The following is a 20,951-nucleotide window of genomic DNA, read 5'->3' on the forward strand; positions in this document are numbered from 1 at the left end:
CTTGCCCCGGGCCGCCCGCTCTCTGCTACAAGGCCGCACGCGCCGCTCCCTGGCGCCAGGAGGCTTGCAGCCGCAGTGAGCACGGATCGCGTGGACAAGGCGTGGCAGCGCAAGGGGCTGAAGGACTACTCGACGGAGGCCATCGTCGGGACGCTCGGGCACTACGGCGTCCAGGTGAGCGAGGCGGACTTCCGTCAGCTCGCCGAGAAGAAGTATCCCTCCGGCATCGCCGAGGTCTGGCTGCCCCAGTGGAAGGGCACCGGTCAGTTCGCTCCCTTCCCGTATGCCGCCGCCGGGGAGCTGTGGAAGCGCTGGCTGGGCGACCGGCTCGCCCCGTATGAGCTCTCCGAGAGCCTCGCCCAGCTCATGGGCGCCCTCGGACAGCTGCTGCAGGGCTCGCAGCAGGCGCCGGTGGACTCGTCCTTCCAGCGCATGAACGAGGTGCGCAAGCGCATCCCCGTCAATGACAAGGGCGAGCCCGAGCCGGGCTTCATGCAGGAGGCCCTGCGCGTGTTCGACGAGCGCACCGCCCGCGCCTTCGACGACCTGGCCGAGATGCTCGCCAAGGCCGGCCACCCCCAGCACGCCGATGCCTTCGCCGACGTGGAGGAGTTCCTCCTGCCCGACCGCCGCGGGGTGTCCAAGCCCATCATCCGCGCCGCCCGGGGCGAGCGCGACCCGGCGCTCGAGGACCTGCAGAAGGTGGCCGGAGACGGCGCGCGCTCGCCGATTTCCCGCGTGCTCGCCGTGGACGGCCTGCTGCACCTCGGGGCCAACGACAAGGTCGCCGCCGTGGGGCGCCCCCTCCTCGAGGAGGCCGAGCGCACCAAGGACTGGCACCTCGCGCTGGACATGGTCGCCCGCCTGGAGCACGCCTACAAGCAGCTGGGGGACCGCACCTCGCTCGCGGCGATCGCCCAGGACCGCGCCCGCGTCGAGAAGGCCCACGACGAGGCCCACCCGGGCCACCGCCGTCACCAGCACTCGCACTGAGCCCCTCTTCCCTCTCCCGAGGGGAGAGGGAAGGTAGGGCTCAGTAGGGCACGTCTTCCTCGGGCGGCTCTCGAGCCCCCTGGGGAGGCCCCGGCGGTGTCTCCGCGGCGGCCTGTTCCTCGCCCTCCGCGCGGCCCCGGCGGGGCAGGGGGATGTACTTCACCTCCGGAACCGCCTCCCGCACGTCCTTCACCGGTACCACCGCTCCCACCGTCGTGTAGCGGATGGCCCCCGTCTGCGTGAAGGTGTGCCGCAGCTCGTAGGACTTCGCCCTCGGCAGGAACCACTCGCGCACCGCCTTGAGCGGCAGCACGTGCAGCTCCCCCTGCGCCAGGAACACGTACACCAGCAGGTCCGCGCCGCTGTACAGGAAGCACCCCGGCGTGTCCCGCTCCAGGTTGGACACCAGCTCGAAGAAGTAGCGCCGGCGCCTCGGCTGCCGGTCTCCCTTCACCTCGATGCCGCGCACCTCTCCCGAGGGCAGCTCCCACAGCAGGTCCACCCCTCGGTGCTGGAAGCGCGGGTCGTCCTGCACATCATGGATGCGCGAGCCGGGCTCGGTCGAGAGCAACCAGTTCCGGGCGTATTGCACGGCCCGGTCGGCCGCGCCCATCACGCCCCTCATGCTGAAGCCGCGTGCCATCGCTCAGCGGCGCAGCTCGACGCCCGAGGCCACCAGCTGCACCTCCCGAGGCTTGCCATCCGCGCCGCGCGGCACGATGGCGCCCTCGGCCTCGTAGTGCTTCGCCATGTCCTCGCTCAGCTCCGACACCTTCACCACGCCCTCCACCCGCGCCTGCGAGCCCGCCGAGTCCACCGGCACGAAGAAGCCGTAGTCCTTGAACGTCACCCGCACCCCGGCGCCCTTCTGGCCCTCGGCGAGCTCCATCCAGCACCCCTTCTTCTGGCACGCCTTGCGCACCACGCCCTCCACGCGCACCGTCTGGCCCTCGTGGGTCTGCGGCTTCGCCAGCAGCTCGGCGAGCGTCACCGCCGGAGCGCCCTTGAGCACCTCTCCGCGCGTGAGCGTCCAGCCCGAGGCGGGCTTCGCATCGGCTGGCGTCGGCGGGTGGGGACAATCCTCCTGGACCTGCCCCGGCTTCGCGGTGGCCTCGGTGGGCTTCGCGGCGGGCTTCTGCGCGGCCGGAGTTCCAGCGAGCGCCATGAAGGGAAGGGCGAACAGCGTCAGCAGGACAGTGCGCGAGGTCTTCATCCTCCCACCGATAGCCCGAAGCCATTGTCCGGGCAAGGAGCCGGCAATCCCGGTTACACTACCCAACGTGAAGGTCACCCTCCCCACGCCCAACCGCACCTTCGGCTTCCCCGACGCGCTCGGCCTCGCGGGCCTCCTCGGGCTGCTCATCGCCCGCTACATCCCCGTGGCCAGGCTCATCCCCTTCTGGGGCTGTGCCCTGCGGCAGACCACCGGCTGGCCCTGCCTCGGCTGCGGACTGACGCGGGTGGCGGACCGGGTGGCCCACCTCAACTTCGCCGGCGCCTGGGATGCCAATCCGCTCGGCACGGTGGCCGCGCTCGTCTTCGCCCTCATGGCCGTGGTGATGGTGCTGCACCTCGTCTTCGCCATGCCCGTCCCCGAGCTCGAGCTCTCGCCCACCGAGTGGCACCGGGTCCGCATCGGCCTCGCCGCCCTCGTGCTCCTCAACTACGCCTGGGTGGCCATCAAGGCGAAGTTCCCCTATCTGCTCGCCTGAGGGCCCCCGTGCACGCCGCCGCCCTCCTGCTGCTCGGCTACCTGGCGGGCTCCGTGCCCTTCGGCGTGCTGCTCACCCGCTGGCTGCGCGGCGTGGACGTGCGCCAGAGCGGCAGCGGCAACATCGGCGCCACCAACGTCACCCGCGTGGCCGGCAAGAAGCTCGGCGCGGTGGTGCTGCTGCTGGATGCCCTCAAGGGCGCCCTCGCCGTGGCGCTCGCCCAGTGGCTGATGCCCGAGGCCCCCCGGGTACACGCGGCGGTGGGGCTCGCCGCCTTCCTCGGCCACGTCTACCCGGTGTGGCTCAAGCTGCACGGCGGCAAGGGCGTGGCCACCGCGCTCGGGGTGCTCGGGGTGCTCGCGCCGCTGGCGGCCCTCGGCGGGGCGCTCGTCTACGCGGGGCTCGTGGCCGCCTGGCGCGTGAGCTCCATCGGCTCGCTGGCGGGAGGGGTGACGGCCGTCGCCGTGGCCTCGCTCACCGCCCGCGCCCCCGAGTACGCGTGGCTCTCAGCCCTGCTCTTCGCCCTCATCCTCTGGACGCACCGGAGCAACATCCAGCGGATTCTCCGCCACACCGAGCGGCGCTTCTGAGCTCTCCGCGCCCCCGCGCACCGGCACCGCCGAATAGCCCAGCAGCGTGCAGGCGATGGGGCCGTTCCACAAGTCGCGCCGGCTCCGGGGCCGCGCATGGAAGGCGCTCTCGAAGGCCGGGTTGCCCGAGAGCACCCACACGCGCCAGCCCGGCAGCGAGCGCAGGCTGTCGCCCAGCTTGAAATAGAAGCTCTTCATCCCCTTCTGCCCGCCCGAGCCCAACCGGTCTCCGTACGGCGGGTTGGTGAGGATGAGGCCGCCAGTCTCCGGCAGGGGAGGGAGCTTCGTCGCATCGCCCTCCTCGAGGTGGATCTCCTCGGCGAGCTTCGCCGCCTTCACGTTGCGCTGAGCCGCCTCCAGCGCCTCGGGGTCCTTGTCGAAGCCGACAATCGGCACGGCCACCTTGCGCTCGTTGCGGCGGGCATCCGCGCGCATGTCCGCGAGCAGCTCGCGCGCCCGGGCGCCCAGGTTCGGCCACTTCTCCACCGCGAAGTCCCGGGCGATGCCAGGGGCCCGCTTGCGCGCGATGAGGCCGCCCTCGATGAGGATGGTCCCCGAGCCGCACATCGGGTCCACCAGGGCCTCCTCGCCGGTGTAACCCGCCGCGCGCAGCAGGGCCGCCGCCAGCGTCTCCTTCACCGGGGCGGGTGTCGGGCGCACCCGGTAGCCGCGGCGGTTCAGGGGCTCGCCACACAGGTCCAACGAGAGCGACAGCCGCTCGCGCACCAGGTGGGCCACCACGCGCACGTCCGGATTCCGGGGGTCCACGTCCGGCCGCGAGCCGCGCTTGTCGCGCATCCGGTCCACCACCGCGTCCTTCACCTTGAGGGCGACAAAGCCCGTGTGGCTGTGCTCGCTGTCCTTGAGCGTCGCCTCCACCGCGAAGGTCGTCTCGGGCGTGAGGTGCTCCTCCCAGGGGACGGTGGCCACGGCCTCGTACAGGCCCTCGGCACCGCGGGCCTCGAACTCGCCCAGCGGGTAGAGCACGCGCATGGCGATGCGCGACCAGAGACACACCATCAGCGCCTCGTCGAGCGAGGCCATGAAGCGCACCCCGCCCCGGTCCTGACGGATGCGGCGCGCGCCGAGCTCCTTGAGCTCCTCGGCCAGGAGATCCTCGGTACCGCGGGCGGTGGTGGCGAAAAGGGCGAGACGTTCAGCCATGGCGGGCTCGCCTTAACGGATGCTGGCCCGGTTTCATACGGGAAAGCCGTTGGGCTCCCCAGAAGCTGCTCACTGCGCCACCACCTCGTACATGCTGAAGGTGGCGTCCTGCCGGGCGCTGGCCGCCTTGGTCGCCTTGAAGTCCTCGGACTGGAAGTAGGCCTTCAGGCACTCGCGGTCGCGCCAGCGCGTCACCAGGAGGAACTCGGGCTCGGGCTCGAAGGAGCGCATCACCTCCAGCCCGAGGAACCCCTCGTACGGGTCCACCCGCCGCGAGCGCTCCCGGAACGAGGCCTCCAGGCGTTCCGCCTCCTCGGCGGAGGTCCGGAAGCGGTTGATGGTGACGATCATCCTGGGGGCAACGGTCATGGGCGGGAGTCGTATCCCGGGGCCGGGGGCAGGAGGACCTCGAACGTGGTGCCCTGGCCGGGCGTGCTCCGCACGAGGATGTCGCCGCCCAGCTCCTGGACGAAGCCGTGGCAGATGGACAGGCCGAGCCCCGTGCCCTCTCCCACCTCCTTGGTGGTGAAGAAGGGCTCGAAGATGCGCGGCTGCACCTCGGGAGGGATGCCGGCGCCGGTGTCACTCACCGCGACGAGGGCCCGCCCGTGCGAATCCACGCCCGTGGTGAGGCGGATTTCATGCTGGTGGGCGTGGCCCTCGGGGATGGCCTGGGCGGCGTTGATGAGCAGGTTGAGGAACACCTGGCCCAGCCGCGTCTCGTCGGCGAGCACGGCCGGTGGGGCGCCGTAGTCCTTCACCACGCGGGCGCGCGGGCGTATCCGTCCCTCGGCCAGGGTGAGCGACAGTTCGAGCACCCGGTGGACGTCCACCTGCTTCCGGTTCCCAGGCCCCGAGCGGGAGAAGGTCTTGAGATCCGCCACGATGCGGCGCACCCGGTCCGCGCCCTGGAGCGCCTCCTCGAGTGCCTGATTCGCCTCCAGCCGGCGCGCGGCGTCACCGGTGGGGGCGGGGAGCTCGCGCAGCTCCTGGAGCACGAAGCGCAGGTTGGAGATGATGAAGGCGAGCGGGTTGTTGATTTCATGCCCCACGCCCGCGGCGAGCGTGCCGATGGCGGCCAGCTTCTCCGACTGGACGAGCCGCTCCCGGGTGTCCTGAAGCTCCTGGAGGTGGGCCTTCAGGTCGGCGTTGACGGCGGCCAGCTCGGCGGTGCGTTGCTCGACGCGCGCCTGCAATTCGCGCTCGCTCCGGCGCAGCTGGCGCAGGCGCAGCCACACGCCCCCGGCGAGCAACAGCACTCCGGCCAGGAGGACCGACACGCGGAAGAGGTGCGTCTGGTGGAAGCGGGGCCGCAGCTCGAGCGCCACCTCCGCGCTCCGGGCCGTGCCTCCGGCTTCTGGGTCCAGCGCCTCGACCCGGAAGCGGTAGGCGCCCGGAGGCAGGTGCGTGTAGTAGGCCACGCGCCGCTGCCCGGCCGGCACCCATCCGGTGTCCACGCCCTCGAGCTGGTAGCGGAACTCCAACCGCTGGGGCGAGCCCAGGGCCAGGGCCGTGTAGTGGAACTCGACCTGACCCTCGTTGGGAGGGACCTGGCCCCGCTCGGAGGTGGGCACGGCGCGTCCGTCCACCCGCACCTCCTCGAGGAGCACCGGGGGAGGGGCCGGGTGCACTGCGTCCGTGGCCGGGTCGTAGACGACGGCGCCGCGGATGGTGGGGAACCACAGGCGGCCATCCCGGCTCCGCCACCCGGCGGGAGTACCCGAGCCATTGCACTCCGCGGAGCGCATTCCCTCCTCGGGCCCGTAGACGCGCGAGGTGACACGGGCGCGGCGTCCCTCGGCGACCGCGTCCAGCTCCTCGAGGGCGACGCGGAAGATGCCCTTGTTGCCGCTCATCCAGAGGTTGCCGCGCGCATCGGGGAGTATCTGGAAGACGCGGTCGTCGAAGAGCCCCCGGGCGACGGACAGGCGCGCGAAGTGTCCCCGCTTCCAACGGAACAGGCCCTCGTCGGTGCCGATCCACAGCGTGCCGGTACCGTCCTCGTGGAGCGCCTGGAGCTCGCTGTCCATGGGAGCGCCCTCGGGCGCGAGGGGGAGGACACGGCCGTCGAGCACGTGCGCGAGCCCGCCGCCGCTGGTGCCCACCCAGACACCTCCCGCGGCGCTGCCCACGAGCATCGAGATGTCCTGGCCGGGCAGGCCCGCGCTGGGGGGGAGGACCTCGAAGCGCTCCCCGTCCCACCGCGCGAGCCCCGAGCGGGTGCCCACCCAGAGGGTGCCTCGCGCGTCCTCGAACACGGCGCGCACGGGCCCATCGGGCAGCCCCTGGGCGGAGCCGAGCGTGGTGAGCTTCCCCTCCTGCCAGCGGTTGATGCCGCGCTGCGTGCCGAACCAGAGGCCGCCGTCCCGGCTCTCGGCGAGCGTGCGCACCCGGTCATGGGCGAGCCCCTCACGCGTGCTCCAGGACGTCATCCGTCCGCCGTGCCAGCGGGTGACGCCGCCGCCCAGGGTGGCGAACCAGAGGCTGCCGTCGCGCGTCTCCTGGATGGCCGACACCATGTCGTTGGCCAGGCCCTCGGACGTGCCGTACGGGGTGAAGGGCGCGTCCTTGAGGCGGTGGAGCCCCGCGCCCTCGGTGCCCACCCAGAGGTTGCCCTCGGTGTCCTCCATCAGGTCGCCCACCACGTCACTCATCAGCCCGTTCGACGCCGTCAGCACCGAGCGCTCGCCGTGCGCCACGCGCAGCAGCCCATTCCCCATGCTGCCTGCCCAGAGGCCGCCCTTGGAATCCACGAGCAGCCGCGTGACGGCACTGCCCGGCAGGCTCGCCTCGGGGGCGGGGTGGAACGTGCCTTCGCGCAGCCGGTACACGGTCCCATCCTCGGTGCCCGCCCAGAGGGTGCCCTCGTGGTCGAACACCAGGACGCGCACCACGGCGTGCGAGCCCTCGAAGGGGACGAGCGCGCTCCACGTCCCGCCCTGCTGGCGCTGCACGCCCGCGCGGGTGCTCACCCAGAGGGTGCCGGAGGGGTCCTCGGCGAACCCGGTCACCACGTCATGGGCGAGTCCCTCCGCGGTGGTCCAGGAGCGCCAGTGGCCGTCCGCGAGCCTTCGCAGCCCGTGGCCATGGGTGCCGCACCACAGGCCGCCATCGCGCGTGGCCAGCAGGTCGCGCACGTCGCGCGGGAGGAGGTTCGTGGGACCGGGGGCGGAGAAGAAGGTCCCCTCCCGCATTCCGGTGAGCCCCGCGTCCTGGGCGATCCACAAGGTGCCATCCCGGGTGACCTCGAGGTCGCGGATGGAGCGGCCCGGGAGCGCGGGCGTGTTGCTCTTGTCGAAGACGGTGAAGCGGACCCCGTCGAAGCGCACCAGCCCTTCCCACGTTCCACCCCAGAGGTAGCCGTCCGGGGTCTGCGCGAGCGCCATGATGCTGTTCTGTGGCAGCCCGTCCACGGTCTGGAAGACGCGGTGCGGGTATTGCGTCAGGGCCTTGTCCGGCACCAGCGCCGCCGCGCTCCCGGCACTCCCGAGGAGCGCGAGCCACACGGCCGCCGCGAGCGCACGCATGCGAGTGGAGCGCGAGAGCTCCTTCGACGGGCGCCTCGGACTCCGGCGGACAGGGAACACCTCGGGACGGATGGGAGGCATGAGGGCGGTGGCCGGCATGGTAGCCCGGCCCCCGCGCCGATAGCCAAACCCGCGCGGGCCCGGCTTCAGTCCAGACGCTTCCGGTTGCGCCGGCGGCTCACGCCCAGCAGCAGCACCGCCACGACTCCGAGTGTGCTGCCTCCGAGCATTCCGCCCAGGCCGCCGCCCTCCGACGAGCAGCCTCCACCGCCTCGCACGCCCGGAGTGCACGCCGCGCCGAGCCCCGGGTAGAGCGAGGACTCCTCCTGTCCGGGATTGGCGTCCCGAGGGCAGTTGTCACACGCATCACCGACTCCATCTCCGTCCGAGTCGAGTTGGCTGGTGCCGGACGCGCTGGGGCAGACATCGCACGCATCGCCGAGCCCATCGCCATCCGTGTCCTCCTGGCGCGGGTTGGGCACCGAGGGGCAGACATCGCACGCATCGCCGAGCCCGTCGTCGTCCACGTCCTGTTGGCCGCCGCTGGTGCTCGCGGGACAGACATCACATGCGTCTCCGAGCCCGTCTCCGTCTCCATCCCGCTGATCGGGGTTGGCCCGGACGGAGCAGTTGTCGCAGACGTCTCCGAGGCCGTCCCCGTCCGAGTCGCGCTGGTCCGCATTGGCCTGGCCCGGGCAGACGTCACACGCGTCTCCGACGCCGTCTCCGTCCGAGTCGCGCTGGTCGGGATTGCCCACGGCAGGGCAGACGTCGCACGCGTCTCCGACGCCGTCTCCATCCGAGTCGCGCTGGTCGGGATTGGCGCGGGCGGAGCAGTTGTCACAGACATTTCCGACGCCATCTCCATCCGAGTCCAGTTGGTCGGCATTGGCGCGGGCAGGGCAGTTGTCACACGAGTCCCCGCGTAGATCTCCGTCCTGGTCCACCGCGAGCCGGCTGCTGCAGGTGGCGGCCTGGCCGGGGCCGTCCGCGACGTAGTCATCGCAGGAGCGGTACGGGGCAATCTCATACACGTTGCACGTATTGCTGTTGCGCGTGTAGTCGACGCAGTCGCGCGGCACGGCGGACGCGGGGTCCTTCTCCACCGAGCGCTCGATGCCGTTGCAGTTGACGTCGTCGAAGGCGGACGCCGGAGCGGCCACGGCGGCGAGCACCACCAACATCACACAGGGGGCGTTGCGCATGGTTCGCTCCTCACTCACGGGCCTGGGCCGTGGACGTGTTCGGGGTCGTGTTCGTGGGGGTCGTGGACGTGGTCGCGGGCCGCTCGGGGCACTCGCCCTGGCGGGGGTGGCGGTGCTCGCGATCCACGAGGATGAAGTCCACCCGCCGGTTGATGGCACGGCCTTCGTCGGTCGAGTTGGGCAGCAGCGGGCACTTCTTGCCGTAGCCCATGGGGCTCAGCCGTTCCACCGGCACGCCCTTGGTGCCCAGGTACTCGAGGATGGCCCGGGACCGGCGCTGCGACAGGTCCAGGTTGTACTGGCCGCTGCCCACGTCATCCGTGTGGCCGTCGATGCGGATGGGGCCGAGGTTGGGGTTCTTCTGGATGAAGCGAGCCAACTCATCGAGCAGCGGGTAGCTCACCGGGTCGATGGTGTCCTTGGCGAAGGCGAAGTACACCGGCTCGCCCAGCCGGAGGCGGGAGTCGTGCTCTCCCACGGTGACGGCCGGTGGCGCCGCGAAGATGGGCACGGGCACGGACAGCCTCGGCGGTGACGGCCGGTACTGCCACGAATAGGAGAGGCCCGCCATCACCCGCACCCGGGGCTCGCCATAGCCAGAGTTGAGCCCGCCGCCCGCGCCGAGGAAGAAGCTCCAGTCGCGCACCTGCGCCTTGCCCGAGAGCATCGCCTCCGCCGGGCTGCTCACGGTGCCGCTCGTCCCGGGCGCGGCCAGGCCATACACCTCGCCGAGCACGGAGAAGGGGATTCCCCTGTGGCGCGCCACCTCGACCTGCACGCCCGCGCCGTAGAGCAGGCCATTGCCCGCGCGGATGTTGAGCAGTCTTTGCTCGGCCGCCCACTGCCAGCCCATGTTGAGCGCCAGCGTCACCCGCTGGAAGCGAGCATGGCCGATGAGCTGCGCCGAGCCTCCCACGCTCGACGAGCCCAGGTAGCTCCCCGCGTTGCCCGTGGGGGCCACCACCTCGGCCACTCCGCCCAGGCCGTAGCGCTCATTGCTCCAGAAGCGCCCCTTGAGGCCCAGCCGCATGTCCTCCATGCCGTTGGCCGAGATGCCCGGCAGCGAGCGCGGCTCGCGCGTCACCACGTCCGGGTAGCTGATGATGTCCCCGGCCTGGTGGAGCGTCACCGGCAGCGCCACGCTCAGCTGCACCCGGTCCAGCAGCGAGAAGGCGAACGAGAGGTCCGCGGTGACGCGGTCGCGCACCAGCTTGCCCGTCAGCTGCTCGCCGAAGGTGTAGGCGAGGGGCAGGTCCGCGTAGTGCACCATGAATTGCGACACCACTCCGGGCGAGCGGCCCACGTCGGCGAGGTCGACCGTGAGCAGCCGGCCGGAGCCCGGCGCGGGATGAAAGCGATTGACGTCCAGGCTCGGAGCGCCATCGCGGGCCATCGCCCGCGGAGCGGACAGCGCTCCCGCCAGGGCGGCGACAACCAGCAACCTACGTGGGATGGAACCCGATGGGGTGTGAGTCTTCATGACGACCCAAAGGGTAGAAGAGGAAAGACGCGTACGAGAAAGCGCGCACGTCTGTCTTCTTCAGGTTCCCGACTCTTCCGATTTCCGTGTGACGGCTTCTGGATGGAGTCTCATCCCGTGGGGATCGGCTGCGTCGGCTCGTCGACGTCGTGGAAGAGGCATCCTGTCCGCTCTATGGTCGCGGCCTTTCGAGAGAACGAGGCGTCATCGATGAAGGCAGATGCGTTGGAACAGTCCGAATGGGATACGCCCGCACGCAGTGGCGACGAGATCCTCGAGCGCTTGTTCTGTCTCGCCGCGCTCCATCAACGGTTCATCGCCGAGCGCGCGCCCAAGAGTGTGAACACGGACGAACTGGCCGGTTTCACGAAGTCGGTGTTGGAGTGGCTCGAGGGCACGGGGGCCGCGGGCGCGCTGTCTCCGGTCGAGCGAACGCTCTTCAGCAAGCTTCCACGGACATGGACCCTCCAGGAGACGCTCGACGCGTCCTGGCGGATGGAAGGCGAGGCGGTCATGGCGTGGGCGCTCGGGCTCATGCCGCAGCCTCCCTATGACCGGCAGGCGGATCCCAACCTCCTGGTGAAGATCATCGCCGTGGGGGAGCCGGTGACGGAGGCCGTCCGCAGCGCCCGGTTGCGTCCCGTCGAAGAGCTCGCCCGGGCGCAGGAGGAGGCGGAGCGCTGGTATTGGCGCGCCACCGCGGCCATGCCGTATTTCGCAAACGCCCGTGGCGGTTGGTTCGCCCGGTTCGGGAAGTCCGCCCGGTGGCGTGCCGAGATGGTCCGGCGCGCCATCGGCGAGGAAGCGACGCTCTTCGGGAAGGAGTACGCGCGGCTGTCCCCCGAGCAGTTCTGGACCGCGCGGTCGATCGCCCGTGAGCGGCTGTATGCGCTCAACTGGATCTGGGATGGCGCGGACTGGGACGACGTCCTCGTCGATACGTAGCCCATGAGCCACCAGCGGGTGCGGCGGTGGCTCACGGGCCGTGGGTCACGCGGCTCCGGCGCCCGGCATGTCGCCCACGCCGCGGATGAGCACCTCGCGCGGCTTGGCTCCGTCCGCCGAGCCCACCACTCCGTCGCGCTCCATCCGTTCGATCATGCGCGCCGCCCGGTTGTAGCCGATGCGCATCTTGCGCTGGAGCATCGAGATGGACACCGCCCGCATCTCGCTCACCGTCGCGAGTGCCTGGTCGTACAACTCGTCGGACAGCTCGTCCTCCTCGCCACCACCGCCCTCGCCCTCCTCGTCGCGCGGCTTGAGGATGGACTCGTCGTAGACGGGCTTGCCCTGCGACTTGAGGTGGTCCACCGCCTTCTTGATTTCGTTCTCCGACACGAAGGCGCCGTGCACGCGCTGCAGGTGCGCGCTCGTGGGCGGCATGATGAGCATGTCGCCCATGCCCAGCAGGGCCTCGGCGCCCACCGTTCCCAGAATCGTCATCGAGTCCGGCTTCGAGCGCAGCATGAAGCTGATGCGCGTGGGGAAGTTGGCCTTGATGATGCCCGTGACGACGTCCGTGGACGGGCGCTGCGTGGCCACCATCAGGTGGATGCCGGCCGCACGAGCCATCTGCGCCAGACGCGCCACGTACGTCTCCACCTCGCGGCTGGCCACCATCATCAGGTCCGCCAGCTCATCGATGATGACCACGATGTACGGCAGCTTCTTCCACTCCCGCTTCTCCTCCTTCGTGGACTCCGAGCCGCCAGCCGCCTCGAGCGCGGCGTCCATGGCGTCGTCCATGCCGTCGTCGTCCTCGTCCTCGTTCGCGGCCTGGAGGTGCTCCGGGGCCTCCTCGGGCTCGGGCAGGGACTCGCGCAGGTCCTCCACGTCGTCCTTCGGCGCGGCGACACCCGGGCCCGCGCTGGCGCTGACGGGCTCCTCGATGATGGCGTCCTCGGGCGTGGCCACGTCCACCACCAGCACCTTCTTGGGCTTCTTCGGCGCGGCCTTCCTCGTGGACTCCTCGGGCTTCGCGGTGGCCTTCTCCGCGTCCTTCGTCTCCACGAACTTGTTGAAGCCGGCGATGTTGCGCACGCCCGCCTCGGACAGCATCTGGTAGCGCCGCTCCATCTCCTCCACGGCCCAGCGCAGCGCGAGCGCCGCCTTCTTGGGGTCGGTCACCACCGGCAGCAGCAGGTGCGGAATGCCCTCGTAGACGGAGAGCTCGAGCATCTTCGGGTCCACCATGATGAAGCGGACCTCCTCCGGCGTGGACTTCAGGAGGATGCTCATGATCATCGAGTTCACCGCCACGGACTTACCCGAGCCGGTGGTACCCGCGATGAGCAGGTGGGGCGCCTTGGCCAGGTCGAAGACGTACGGCATGCCCTCGATGTCCTTGCCCACGCACATGGTGAGCCGGCTGACGGACTTCTGGAAGACGTCCTGCTCGGCGATCTCCTTGAGGTACACCGTCTCGCGGTCGCGGTTGGGCACCTCGATGCCGACCACGCCCTTGCCGGGGATGGGCGCCACGATGCGCACCCGCATGGCCTCCATGGCCATGGCCAGGTCGTCCTGGAGCGCGGCGATCTTGCTCACCTTGATGCCGGGTCCCGGGAGGAACTCGTACATGGTGACCACGGGGCCGGGGCGGATTTCCACCACCTCGCCGGAGATGCCGAAGTCGGCGAGCTTCGCGCGCAGCTTCTCGGCCGTGGTGAGGAAGGCATCCTTGTCGATCGCCGAGCGCTCCTTCTTCTCGATCTCCAGCACCTCCAGCGGGGGCAGCGAGAAGCTGGTGCGGCCGCCGACGAACTGGAACTGCTCCTGGTCCTTCTTCCTGGCGACGACGGCGGTGGGCTTGGGCGGGGCCTTGGGCTCCACGATGAGCGGCGTGCGCGAAGCCAGCGCCGAGGGCGGAGCCGGGATGATGGCCGAGGGCGAGGCCGCAGCCACCGGAGTGGACGCGGGGGCCACGGGCGCGGCGGCCATCGCGGGCTCGGCGGCCGAGGCTTCGACAGCCTCCGCGGCCGGACCGGTGACGATGTTCGGCGTCTTGCCGCGCTTGCCCTTCGCCGCGTCGGCGGGAGCGGGGGCGGGCGGAGTGGGCACCGCGTTGGCGGCGGGCGAGGGCGACAGGAAGTTCGTCCACACCGGGTCCGCTCCGGGAGCCGGACGCGAGGGGGCGGCCGGGGGGGTCACGATGACGGGCGTGACACCCGGGCCCTCGGGCTTCTTCTCCTTGGCCTCCCTGGCGGCCAGCTTCGCGGCCTCGCGGGTCTCCTTGGCCGACAGCTTCGTGACGACGGCGCGCTCCTTCTCCTCCTGGCGCGCGAGGCGCACGGCTTCCTCGGCCATGGCGGCCTCGTCGGCGGCCTCGGCCTCCTGGGCCAGACGCTCGGCCTCCTCCAGATCGGCCTCCTCCTCCTCGAGCTGGGCGAGGAACTCGGCCTCCTCCTCGCGCTCCTGGGCGAGGCGCTCCTGGCGCTCCTTGTAGTTGACCTTCTGCTGCTCCCAGAAGACGAGCGCGTTCTCCTGGATGCGCCGGCCGAGCACGCACGCCCCGGCCCACGCCAGCGAGCACAGCTTGAGGAAGGTGTACTGGGTGCCGACGATGAGCGCGGCGGCGCACACGGTCGTCACCAGGATGATGGTGCCGACGGTGGAGAAGAGCCCCACCAGCATGCCCCCGAGCGTGGCGCCCACGAAGCCGCCGGGCGGGTGGGCCTGGCCGGGCTGGTTGCCGATGAAGAGCTGGGCGAGCACCGCGCCACTGAGCGTCAGCAGCACCAGGGCCACCATCTGCGGCCAGCGGCGCCGCTCGCGGTTGCCCACGAAGACGACCATGGCGGCGTAGACGCCGCACAGCGGGAGCAGGTACGCCCACACCCCGAGCATTCCGCGCAGGCCCTCGGCGATGAGGTGGCCCATGGGGCCCACGGCGTTCTCGAAGCCGGGTCCCTTGCGGTCCTTCGCGCTGAAGGTGGCCACCGACACGAGCGACAGCACCGAGGCGGCCATCAGGAAGAGGCCCACGAGGGCCCGTTGACCGGGACCCCCGACGCTGGGGCCTCCGCCCTTCTGGGCCTTCTTCTCCGCGAGTGCCTTGCGCCGCGTGGCGATCTCCTGCCGCGAAAGGACCGTCTTCTCCGCTCTGGCCTTCCGTTCCGACATGACTCCCTCACACTCCCCGTAGCGGGCTGTAGCAGCCGTCCGCGGAGTGTAGGGAGGGAGGGGGGGCGGTCAATTTTCCGGCCTGCCGTCCAGAGGTACACGGCGCTACCACTTTGAGGCACCGACCGGGGGCGGGGAGCATGTATGTTGCCGCCGCCGAGTTTCAACAAAAGGAGACCTACATCATGGCCACCCAGGACAAGCCTTCGTCGACCGAGGAGGAGTACTTCGCTCGCGAGGAGATCGAGAAGAAGCGCAAGCTGGCCCTCCAGCAGTCGCAGTCGCTGGCCGCCCAGCAGAAGGAGGAGCTCAAGAAGCTGCACTTCATGAAGTGCCCCAAGTGCGGCATGGACCTGCACACGGTGAAGCACGGCGACGTGGACATGGAGACGTGCTTCAACTGCCACGGCATCTTCCTGGACGCCGGCGAGCTGGAGCGGCTCCAGAAGCAGATGGCGCACGAGAACAGCGGCAAGTGGATGGGCGCCGTCCTCAACCTGTTCAAGAACAAGTAGTCCCGAGCGAGGTCCGCCCCATGAAGCTCACCGTCGAGCAGGTCCGCCACGTGGCCACCCTGGCCCGGCTGTCGCTCTCGTCAGAGGAGGAGGAGCGCTATGCCGGGCAGCTCTCCGCCATTCTCGACGCGGTGAATCAGCTCCAGGAGCTCGACGTGAGCGGAGTGGAGCCGACCTCGCACGCCACGCTCGCGTCCTCGCTGTTGCGCGAGGACGTGACGCGGCCCTCGCTGCCCCCGGAGAAGTCGCTGGCCAACGCGCCGGCCAAGGTGGGCACCAGCTTCGCCGTCCCGAAAATCCTGGAGTGACGCCATGCAGCTGACCGACCTCACCCTGCTGGAGCTGGCGCGAAAGCTGGCCGCGGGGGAAACGAGCTCCGTGGAGGCCACGCGGGCGTGCCTGGCGCGCATCGCTCAGGTGGATGGGAAGGTGAAGGCCTTCCTGCGCCTGGACGAGCACGGGGCGCTCGCGGCCGCCGAGGCCAGTGACGCGCGCCGCAAGGACGGCAATCCGCTCGGGCCGCTGGATGGCGTGCCGGTGGGCGTGAAGGACATCTTCCTCACCGAGGGCGTGGAGACCACCTGCGCCTCGCGCGTGCTGCAGGGCTTCCGCCCGCCGTACGACGCCACGACGGTGCGGCTGTTGAAGGAAGCGGGCATGCCGATTGTCGGCAAGCTCAACCAGGACGAGTTCGCGATGGGCTCGTCCAACGAATCGAGCGCCTACGGTCCCTGCCACAACCCGTGGGACGTGACGCGCACGCCGGGAGGCTCCTCGGGAGGCTCGGCGGCGGCGCTGGCGGCGCGCGAGGTGTTCGGCACGCTGGGCACGGACACGGGTGGCTCCATCCGCCAGCCGGCGGCGTTCACCAACACCGTGGGAATCAAGCCCACGTACGGGCGCGTGTCGCGCTACGGCGTCATCTCCTACGCCTCGTCGCTGGACGCGCCGGGCCCCATGGCGCGCACGGTGGGCGACGTGGCGGCGCTGCTCCAGGTGCTGGCGAGGCATGATCCGCTGGACTCCACCTCGGCGCCGGCGGACGTGCCGGACTACCGGGCGGACCTGGAGCACGGCGTGGCGGGGCTGAAGCTGGGCGTGCCGCGCGAGTACTTCGTCGAGGGCATGGACCCCGAGGTGGAGGCGGCGGTGCGCTCGGCGATGAAGGAGTACGAGCGGCTGGGCGCCACGTTGGTGGACATTTCCCTGCCGCACACGAAGTACGCGCTGGCGGCCTACTACCTGATTGCCCCGGCGGAGGCCTCGAGCAACCTGGCGCGCTACGACGGCGTGCGCTACGGCCACCGGGCGCGAGAGGCCAAGGGCCTCAAGGACATGTACGGCCTGTCGCGCGACCAGGGCTTCGGTCCCGAGGTGAAGCGCCGCATCATGCTGGGGACCTACGCGCTGTCGGCGGGCTACTACGACGCCTACTACGTGCGAGCCCAGAAGGTGCGCACGCTCATCCGCGAGGACTTCACCCAGGCCTTCACGCAGGTGGACGCGGTGTTGACGCCCACCTCGCCGGTGCCTGCCTTCAAGCTGGGCGAGAAGGTGAACGACCCGGTGTCCATGTACCTCATGGACGTGTGCACGCTGCCGTGCAACCTGGCGGGCCTGCCCGGCCTGTCGCTGCCGTGCGGCTTCACGAAGGCGGGCCTGCCCATCGGGTTGCAGCTGATGGGCCGTCCGTTCGACGAGGCGAAGCTGCTGCGGATTGCCCGGGCGTTCGAGCGCGAGCACGACTTCACGCGCCGCCTGGCCCCCCTTTGAGAGAGTTTGCGGAGACGCCATGTCCCTGAGCGATTTCCAGCCGGTCATCGGGCTCGAGGTCCACGCCCAGATGCTGACGCAGTCGAAAATCTTTTGTGGCTGCTCGACTGCGTTCGGCGCGGCGCCCAACCACCACACCTGTCCGGTGTGTCTGGGATTGCCCGGGGTGTTGCCGGTGCTCAACGCACGGGTGGTGGAGTTCGCCATCCGCACGGGACTGGCGCTCGGCTGCACCATCAAGAAGACGAGCGTGTGGAGCCGGAAGAACTACTTCTATCCGGACCTGCCCAAGGGCTACCAGATTACGCAGTTCGACCAGCCCATCTGCGAGTGGGGGCAGCTGTCCATCGATACGCCCGGGGGTGAGAAGGTCATCCGCGTGCGCCGCATCCACATGGAGGAGGACGCGGGCAAGAGCGTGCACGACGCCTCGGCGTCCGAGAGCCTGGTGGACCTGAACCGCGCGGGCGTGCCGCTGCTGGAGATTGTCAGCGAGCCGGACCTGCGCAGCGCGGACGAGGCGGTGGACTACCTCAAGGCGCTGCGGGACGTGCTGGTGTACCTCGGGGTGAACGACGGGAACATGGAGGAGGGCTCGTTCCGCTGCGACGCCAACGTGTCGGTGATGCGCAAGGGCGCCACGGCGTACGGGCAGCGGGTGGAGCTGAAGAACATCAACTCGTTCCGGTTCATCAAGCAGGCCGTCGAGTACGAGATTTCGCGGCAGGTGGACGTCATCGAGTCGGGCGGGAAGGTGGACCAGGAGACGCGGCTGTACGACCCGAACAAGGGGCTGACGCGCTCGATGCGCTCGAAGGAGGAGGCGCACGACTACCGCTACTTCCCGGAGCCGGACCTGCCGCCGCTGCACGTGACGGACGCGCGGATTGACGAGGTGGCGAAGTCCCTGCCGGAGCTGCCGCGGGCGAAGATGTCGCGCTTCATGAGCCAGTACGGGCTACCCGAGTACGACGCGAAGATTCTGTGCGCGGAGCGGCCGCTGGCGGACTACTTCGAGGCGGTGGCGCAGCACTTCAAGGGCTACAAGCGGCTGTCGAACTGGTTCCTCGGGGAGCTGCTGCGGCTGCTGAAGGACGAGGGCGGGAGCGTGACGACGCTGCGCTTCTCGACGGTGCAGTTCGCGAATCTGCTGGAGGCGGTGGAGAAGGGGAGCATCTCGGCGAACGCGGGCAAGGACGTGTTCGGGGAGATGTTCCGGACGGGGAAGGACCCGGAGGCCATCATCTCGGAGAAGGGCCTGGCGCAGGTGAGCGACACGGGCGCCATCGAGGCGGTGGTGGACGAGGTGCTCGCGAAGAACGCCGCCGAGGTGGAGAAGTACAAGGCCGGGAAGAAGCAGAGTTTCGGCTTCTTCGTGGGCCAGGTGATGCGGGCGATGAAGGGCAAGGGCAACCCGGCGCTGGTGAACGAGCTGCTCAAGAAGAAGCTCGGCGAGTAGCCCTCGCGAGAGGCTCCCCTCACGAAAGGGGATGTGCTGCGGCTCGGGTGGAGCCAGCGGCAGTCATCACAGGTCGCGAAGGCTGGGCAGAGCGTAGACGCTGCTGCCGCCCCAGCAGCGCATTTGCTTATGCCTGCGCCCTGATCGGACTTAATCGACGTCATCCGACGGGAGGGAGTAGCCGGGCGCCCGGCGCAGCAAGAAGAACCTCATCCGTCGTCATGCTCACGGGCTCATCGGCATCAGACATTTCTCGAAGTAGCGCCGCCGAGTTCTCCGCACCCCAATTCCGGAAATGGTTTGCCACCCGAGTCAGGGCTGGCGAGCCCGAGCCCTGTGTTCGTCAACAGGTCGGCGGTCTCGGCCGGAATACGCAGCACTCTCGATGGTGCTCGGCGGCTCAGAGCAACCTGGGGAGAGTTCCTCTTCGGTGGTGGAGCCCTGGGCGGTTGTAGGGCCGGGGTTTCCTCGTATCGCAGCCCGCGCGAGGCACGGGCAACTGCAGGGTCAGCTTCGAACCGAAGGGCGGGGCGTGCGCCATGTCACCGACAAATAGCAATGCCTTGGCCAGTCGGCAGTTTGACAAGGGGCATGGCTTGGTGGGCTCATCCACCGCTCTCGTAGAATGCTCGGACGATGTCTGTGGCTGTCATTGTCGGTGTCACCTTCACCTCACCATTCATGCCCTCATCGCAGAAGATGAGGCGCAGGTGGGGCGGGATGAGGGCGCGGCACCACTGAACGAACTCGGCCAGTTCCCGGAGGTCGCCCTCGATATTGATGGAGCTCCCGGTCCGGTCGAGCAGGCCCTCGACATGGGAATGGGCCATGGGGATCTGGAACTCCAGGGCGTAGCTCCTGTCGGGATTCGAAATCCGCTCCACCGTGGCTCCAGGCCACCGCGCGATCATCCTGGAAGTAAAATCAGAGGCCGACGGGAGTCCTTCGTTCTCTGTGATGATGTAGTACTTCATGCATTCTCTCCTGGCCTCAGGGCCGAACGAGAACCTCGCCAGGGATGCCAAACTTCACGAGGAGGGCCTCGAAGAAGGCAACGGCCCTCTCGTCGTTGACGATGACCTCGAGCCCAACGACAGGGGTATTGGGGTCCTCTTGATGACGGCGGCGTACCGTTGGAACTCACCGGTGACACCCCGCTGGATGGCGAGTCGGACGCCTTCATCACACTTCGAACCGGCGATGAACGGGCTCTTGCTCGCGTCACCGACGTGCTTGACCTCCACCACCCTCGCACTGTCCGGGCGGGCACCGTCCGCCCAGACTTGTTCTCCACTTCCGGAAGCTTGTATTTCCTCCGGGCCTGCGTGCTTTCGTTGGTATTTGAAGGCCTCTGAATCCTCGCGAGCGGGCCGACGCTTCACCTTCTCCAGCCATTCAGAAAAGGACTTGCGGTCTATCTTCTTGGGCTTCGCGTTCTCCGGCGGCACGCCCTCGTCGCCCGGCCGTCCCCCGGCGACAGCGAGTGAGGGCGCTACCCCTGTTCCCGGCAAGACGCCCGGCATGGCCCTTGCGGGGTTGCCCACGCGCCCGCCTCCGGTCACTGGCACGGGCTCGGGTCGCAGTGTGGAAGGTAGCTCGGGTGGCCCTGGATGGTTCTGCACCTTGCCCGATACCTTCTTCAGGAGGATGAACGTTACGACGCTCACGCCTACTGTCGCCGCGGCTCGCGCAAGGTGCGTCGCCGCCGTATCAAGGTCCGCCTCATCGCGCGCTTCGCTTGCGTATCTAGCGTAGTTCCACAGCGAGTCCTTCACCGCAGCCGTTTGCGCTGCGGCCATCGCGACTCCCAATATCAGCAGCGCTGCGTCCACTGTCTGGCCGAGTACGGGAATGCCTTGGCTGCCAAGCCACGCCGTGGTCATCGTCCCCATGAGAGCCAGGCTCTCGGGTGACAACATCGCCTGCACTTCCTTCATTGCATCCCCGGGCAACCTGCCCATGGCGCGTATGAAGGCGCGGCAGAGCTTCTCCGTCCTCTGCATCTTCTCGACGGACTGCGGCTGCGCCTGGCACAGCCCATCCTCCAGCGAGTTGGCGGATGCGGGCGCCGCGAACAGGAGCGCCAGGCAACAGAGGATGATTCGCATGGCTGGAATCTTGAGCGAGCAGTCGCGCCGCTGTTGGATCGCGCGGGCGTGCCGGACCTGTGGAGCGCGTACGAGGCAGTGAACTACTTCAAATGCTCACCGCCAGGTGGTGCCCGTCAGGTCGTACACTTCCTGGATGTTGCGCAGCGTCTCGCGGAAGTCGAGCCCCAGGTCCTTGAGGCGTCCGGTGCGGATGTCGAACACCATGGCGTGCACCGTGGGGAAGCCGCGAGCCAGGTAGGACTGCTGCACCGCGGCCGTCTTGATGATGTTGATGTACTGCTCGGTGACGTTGAGCTCCAC

18 protein-coding genes and 1 pseudogene are annotated in these 20,951 nt (G+C 69.5%); 8 read left to right on the top strand and 11 right to left on the bottom strand.

Annotated features, from left to right (window positions below):
- Window positions 1-75 precede the first annotated feature (75 nt).
- Window positions 76-993, top strand: coding sequence for a hypothetical protein (locus ACJ8AN_RS08720; protein WP_407754797.1), 918 nt, complete (start codon window positions 76-78; stop codon window positions 991-993).
- Between the two features lie 40 nt (window positions 994-1,033).
- Here ACJ8AN_RS08720 and ACJ8AN_RS08725 read toward each other — a convergent pair whose 3' ends face one another.
- Complete coding sequence (locus tag ACJ8AN_RS08725; protein WP_407754798.1) at window positions 1,034-1,636, bottom strand: hypothetical protein; 603 nt, start codon at window positions 1,634-1,636, stop codon at window positions 1,034-1,036.
- Between the two features lie 3 nt (window positions 1,637-1,639).
- Window positions 1,640-2,206, bottom strand: coding sequence for a DUF4920 domain-containing protein (locus ACJ8AN_RS08730; RefSeq protein WP_407754799.1), 567 nt, complete (start codon window positions 2,204-2,206; stop codon window positions 1,640-1,642).
- Window positions 2,207-2,273: 67 nt separating this feature from the next.
- Between ACJ8AN_RS08730 and ACJ8AN_RS08735 the strand changes: the two genes are divergently transcribed.
- Both ACJ8AN_RS08735 and plsY read left to right on the top strand, forming a co-directional pair.
- The gene (locus ACJ8AN_RS08735; protein ID WP_407754800.1) at window positions 2,274-2,705 is read left to right on the top strand and encodes a DUF2752 domain-containing protein; all 432 of its coding nucleotides are present in this window, start codon (window positions 2,274-2,276) and stop codon (window positions 2,703-2,705) included.
- A gap of 8 nt (window positions 2,706-2,713) precedes the next feature.
- Window positions 2,714-3,295, top strand: coding sequence for a glycerol-3-phosphate 1-O-acyltransferase PlsY (gene plsY, locus ACJ8AN_RS08740; RefSeq protein ID WP_407754801.1), 582 nt, complete (start codon window positions 2,714-2,716; stop codon window positions 3,293-3,295).
- Here plsY and ACJ8AN_RS08745 read toward each other — a convergent pair.
- The 5 genes from ACJ8AN_RS08745 to ACJ8AN_RS08765 all read right to left on the bottom strand — a co-directional run bounded on the left by ACJ8AN_RS08745 (window position 3,212) and on the right by ACJ8AN_RS08765 (window position 10,671).
- Window positions 3,212-4,459, bottom strand: a complete 1,248-nt coding sequence (locus ACJ8AN_RS08745; RefSeq protein ID WP_407754802.1) for a class I SAM-dependent RNA methyltransferase — start codon at window positions 4,457-4,459, stop codon at window positions 3,212-3,214. The two genes, plsY and ACJ8AN_RS08745, sit on opposite strands and share 84 nt — an antisense overlap.
- Before the next feature lie 69 nt (window positions 4,460-4,528).
- Window positions 4,529-4,828 carry an antibiotic biosynthesis monooxygenase family protein gene (locus tag ACJ8AN_RS08750; RefSeq protein WP_407754803.1) on the bottom strand — a complete coding sequence of 100 codons (300 nt, stop codon included), beginning with the start codon at window positions 4,826-4,828 and terminating at the stop codon, window positions 4,529-4,531.
- On the bottom strand, window positions 4,825-7,986 hold the full coding sequence (locus tag ACJ8AN_RS08755) for a two-component regulator propeller domain-containing protein (protein ID WP_407754804.1): 3,162 nt from the start codon (window positions 7,984-7,986) through the stop codon (window positions 4,825-4,827). Before ACJ8AN_RS08755 ends, ACJ8AN_RS08750 begins: the two co-directional genes overlap by 4 nt.
- A 146-nt stretch (window positions 7,987-8,132) precedes the next feature.
- Complete coding sequence (locus ACJ8AN_RS08760) at window positions 8,133-9,191, bottom strand: thrombospondin type 3 repeat-containing protein (protein ID WP_407754805.1); 1,059 nt, start codon at window positions 9,189-9,191, stop codon at window positions 8,133-8,135.
- 10 nt (window positions 9,192-9,201) lie between these two features.
- Window positions 9,202-10,671: an OmpA family protein gene (locus ACJ8AN_RS08765; RefSeq protein WP_407754806.1), complete on the bottom strand. Its 1,470-nt coding sequence runs from the start codon at window positions 10,669-10,671 to the stop codon at window positions 9,202-9,204.
- A 117-nt stretch (window positions 10,672-10,788) separates the two neighbouring features.
- Here ACJ8AN_RS08765 and ACJ8AN_RS08770 point away from each other — a divergent pair, with 117 nt between their 5' ends.
- On the top strand, window positions 10,789-11,616 hold the full coding sequence (locus ACJ8AN_RS08770; RefSeq protein WP_407754807.1) for a DUF4272 domain-containing protein: 828 nt from the start codon (window positions 10,789-10,791) through the stop codon (window positions 11,614-11,616).
- Between the two features lie 45 nt (window positions 11,617-11,661).
- On the opposite strand, the gene ACJ8AN_RS08775 is transcribed toward ACJ8AN_RS08770, so the two are convergent.
- Complete coding sequence (locus ACJ8AN_RS08775; RefSeq protein WP_407754808.1) at window positions 11,662-14,793, bottom strand: DNA translocase FtsK; 3,132 nt, start codon at window positions 14,791-14,793, stop codon at window positions 11,662-11,664.
- 185 nt (window positions 14,794-14,978) lie between these two features.
- Between ACJ8AN_RS08775 and ACJ8AN_RS08780 the strand changes: the two genes are divergently transcribed.
- The 4 genes from ACJ8AN_RS08780 to gatB are packed head-to-tail and all read left to right on the top strand — an operon-like array spanning window position 14,979 to window position 18,540.
- Entirely contained in the window at window positions 14,979-15,308 is a 330-nt protein-coding gene (locus ACJ8AN_RS08780) for a zf-TFIIB domain-containing protein (protein WP_407754809.1), read from the top strand.
- Window positions 15,309-15,328: 20 nt separating this feature from the next.
- Window positions 15,329-15,616 (top strand): Asp-tRNA(Asn)/Glu-tRNA(Gln) amidotransferase subunit GatC, encoded by a 288-nt coding sequence (gatC, locus tag ACJ8AN_RS08785; RefSeq protein WP_407754810.1) that lies wholly within the window; start codon window positions 15,329-15,331, stop codon window positions 15,614-15,616.
- A 4-nt stretch (window positions 15,617-15,620) separates the two neighbouring features.
- Complete coding sequence (gatA, locus tag ACJ8AN_RS08790) at window positions 15,621-17,081, top strand: Asp-tRNA(Asn)/Glu-tRNA(Gln) amidotransferase subunit GatA (RefSeq protein ID WP_407754811.1); 1,461 nt, start codon at window positions 15,621-15,623, stop codon at window positions 17,079-17,081.
- Between the two features lie 19 nt (window positions 17,082-17,100).
- Window positions 17,101-18,540 carry an Asp-tRNA(Asn)/Glu-tRNA(Gln) amidotransferase subunit GatB gene (gene gatB / locus ACJ8AN_RS08795; RefSeq protein WP_407754812.1) on the top strand — a complete coding sequence of 480 codons (1,440 nt, stop codon included), beginning with the start codon at window positions 17,101-17,103 and terminating at the stop codon, window positions 18,538-18,540.
- A gap of 605 nt (window positions 18,541-19,145) precedes the next feature.
- On the opposite strand, the gene ACJ8AN_RS08800 is transcribed toward gatB, so the two are convergent.
- The 3 genes and pseudogenes from ACJ8AN_RS08800 to ACJ8AN_RS08810 all read right to left on the bottom strand — a co-directional run.
- Window positions 19,146-19,514 (bottom strand): hypothetical protein, encoded by a 369-nt coding sequence (locus ACJ8AN_RS08800; RefSeq protein ID WP_407754813.1) that lies wholly within the window; start codon window positions 19,512-19,514, stop codon window positions 19,146-19,148.
- Window positions 19,515-19,568: 54 nt separating this feature from the next.
- Entirely contained in the window at window positions 19,569-20,648 is a 1,080-nt protein-coding gene (locus tag ACJ8AN_RS08805; protein WP_407754814.1) for a restriction endonuclease fold toxin-2 domain-containing protein, read from the bottom strand.
- Between the two features lie 96 nt (window positions 20,649-20,744).
- Window positions 20,745-20,951: pseudogene (locus tag ACJ8AN_RS08810) on the bottom strand (carbonic anhydrase); the annotation flags it as partial.

This window comes from Archangium sp. (assembly GCF_045802675.1).
GTDB lineage: Bacteria > Myxococcota > Myxococcia > Myxococcales > Myxococcaceae > Archangium.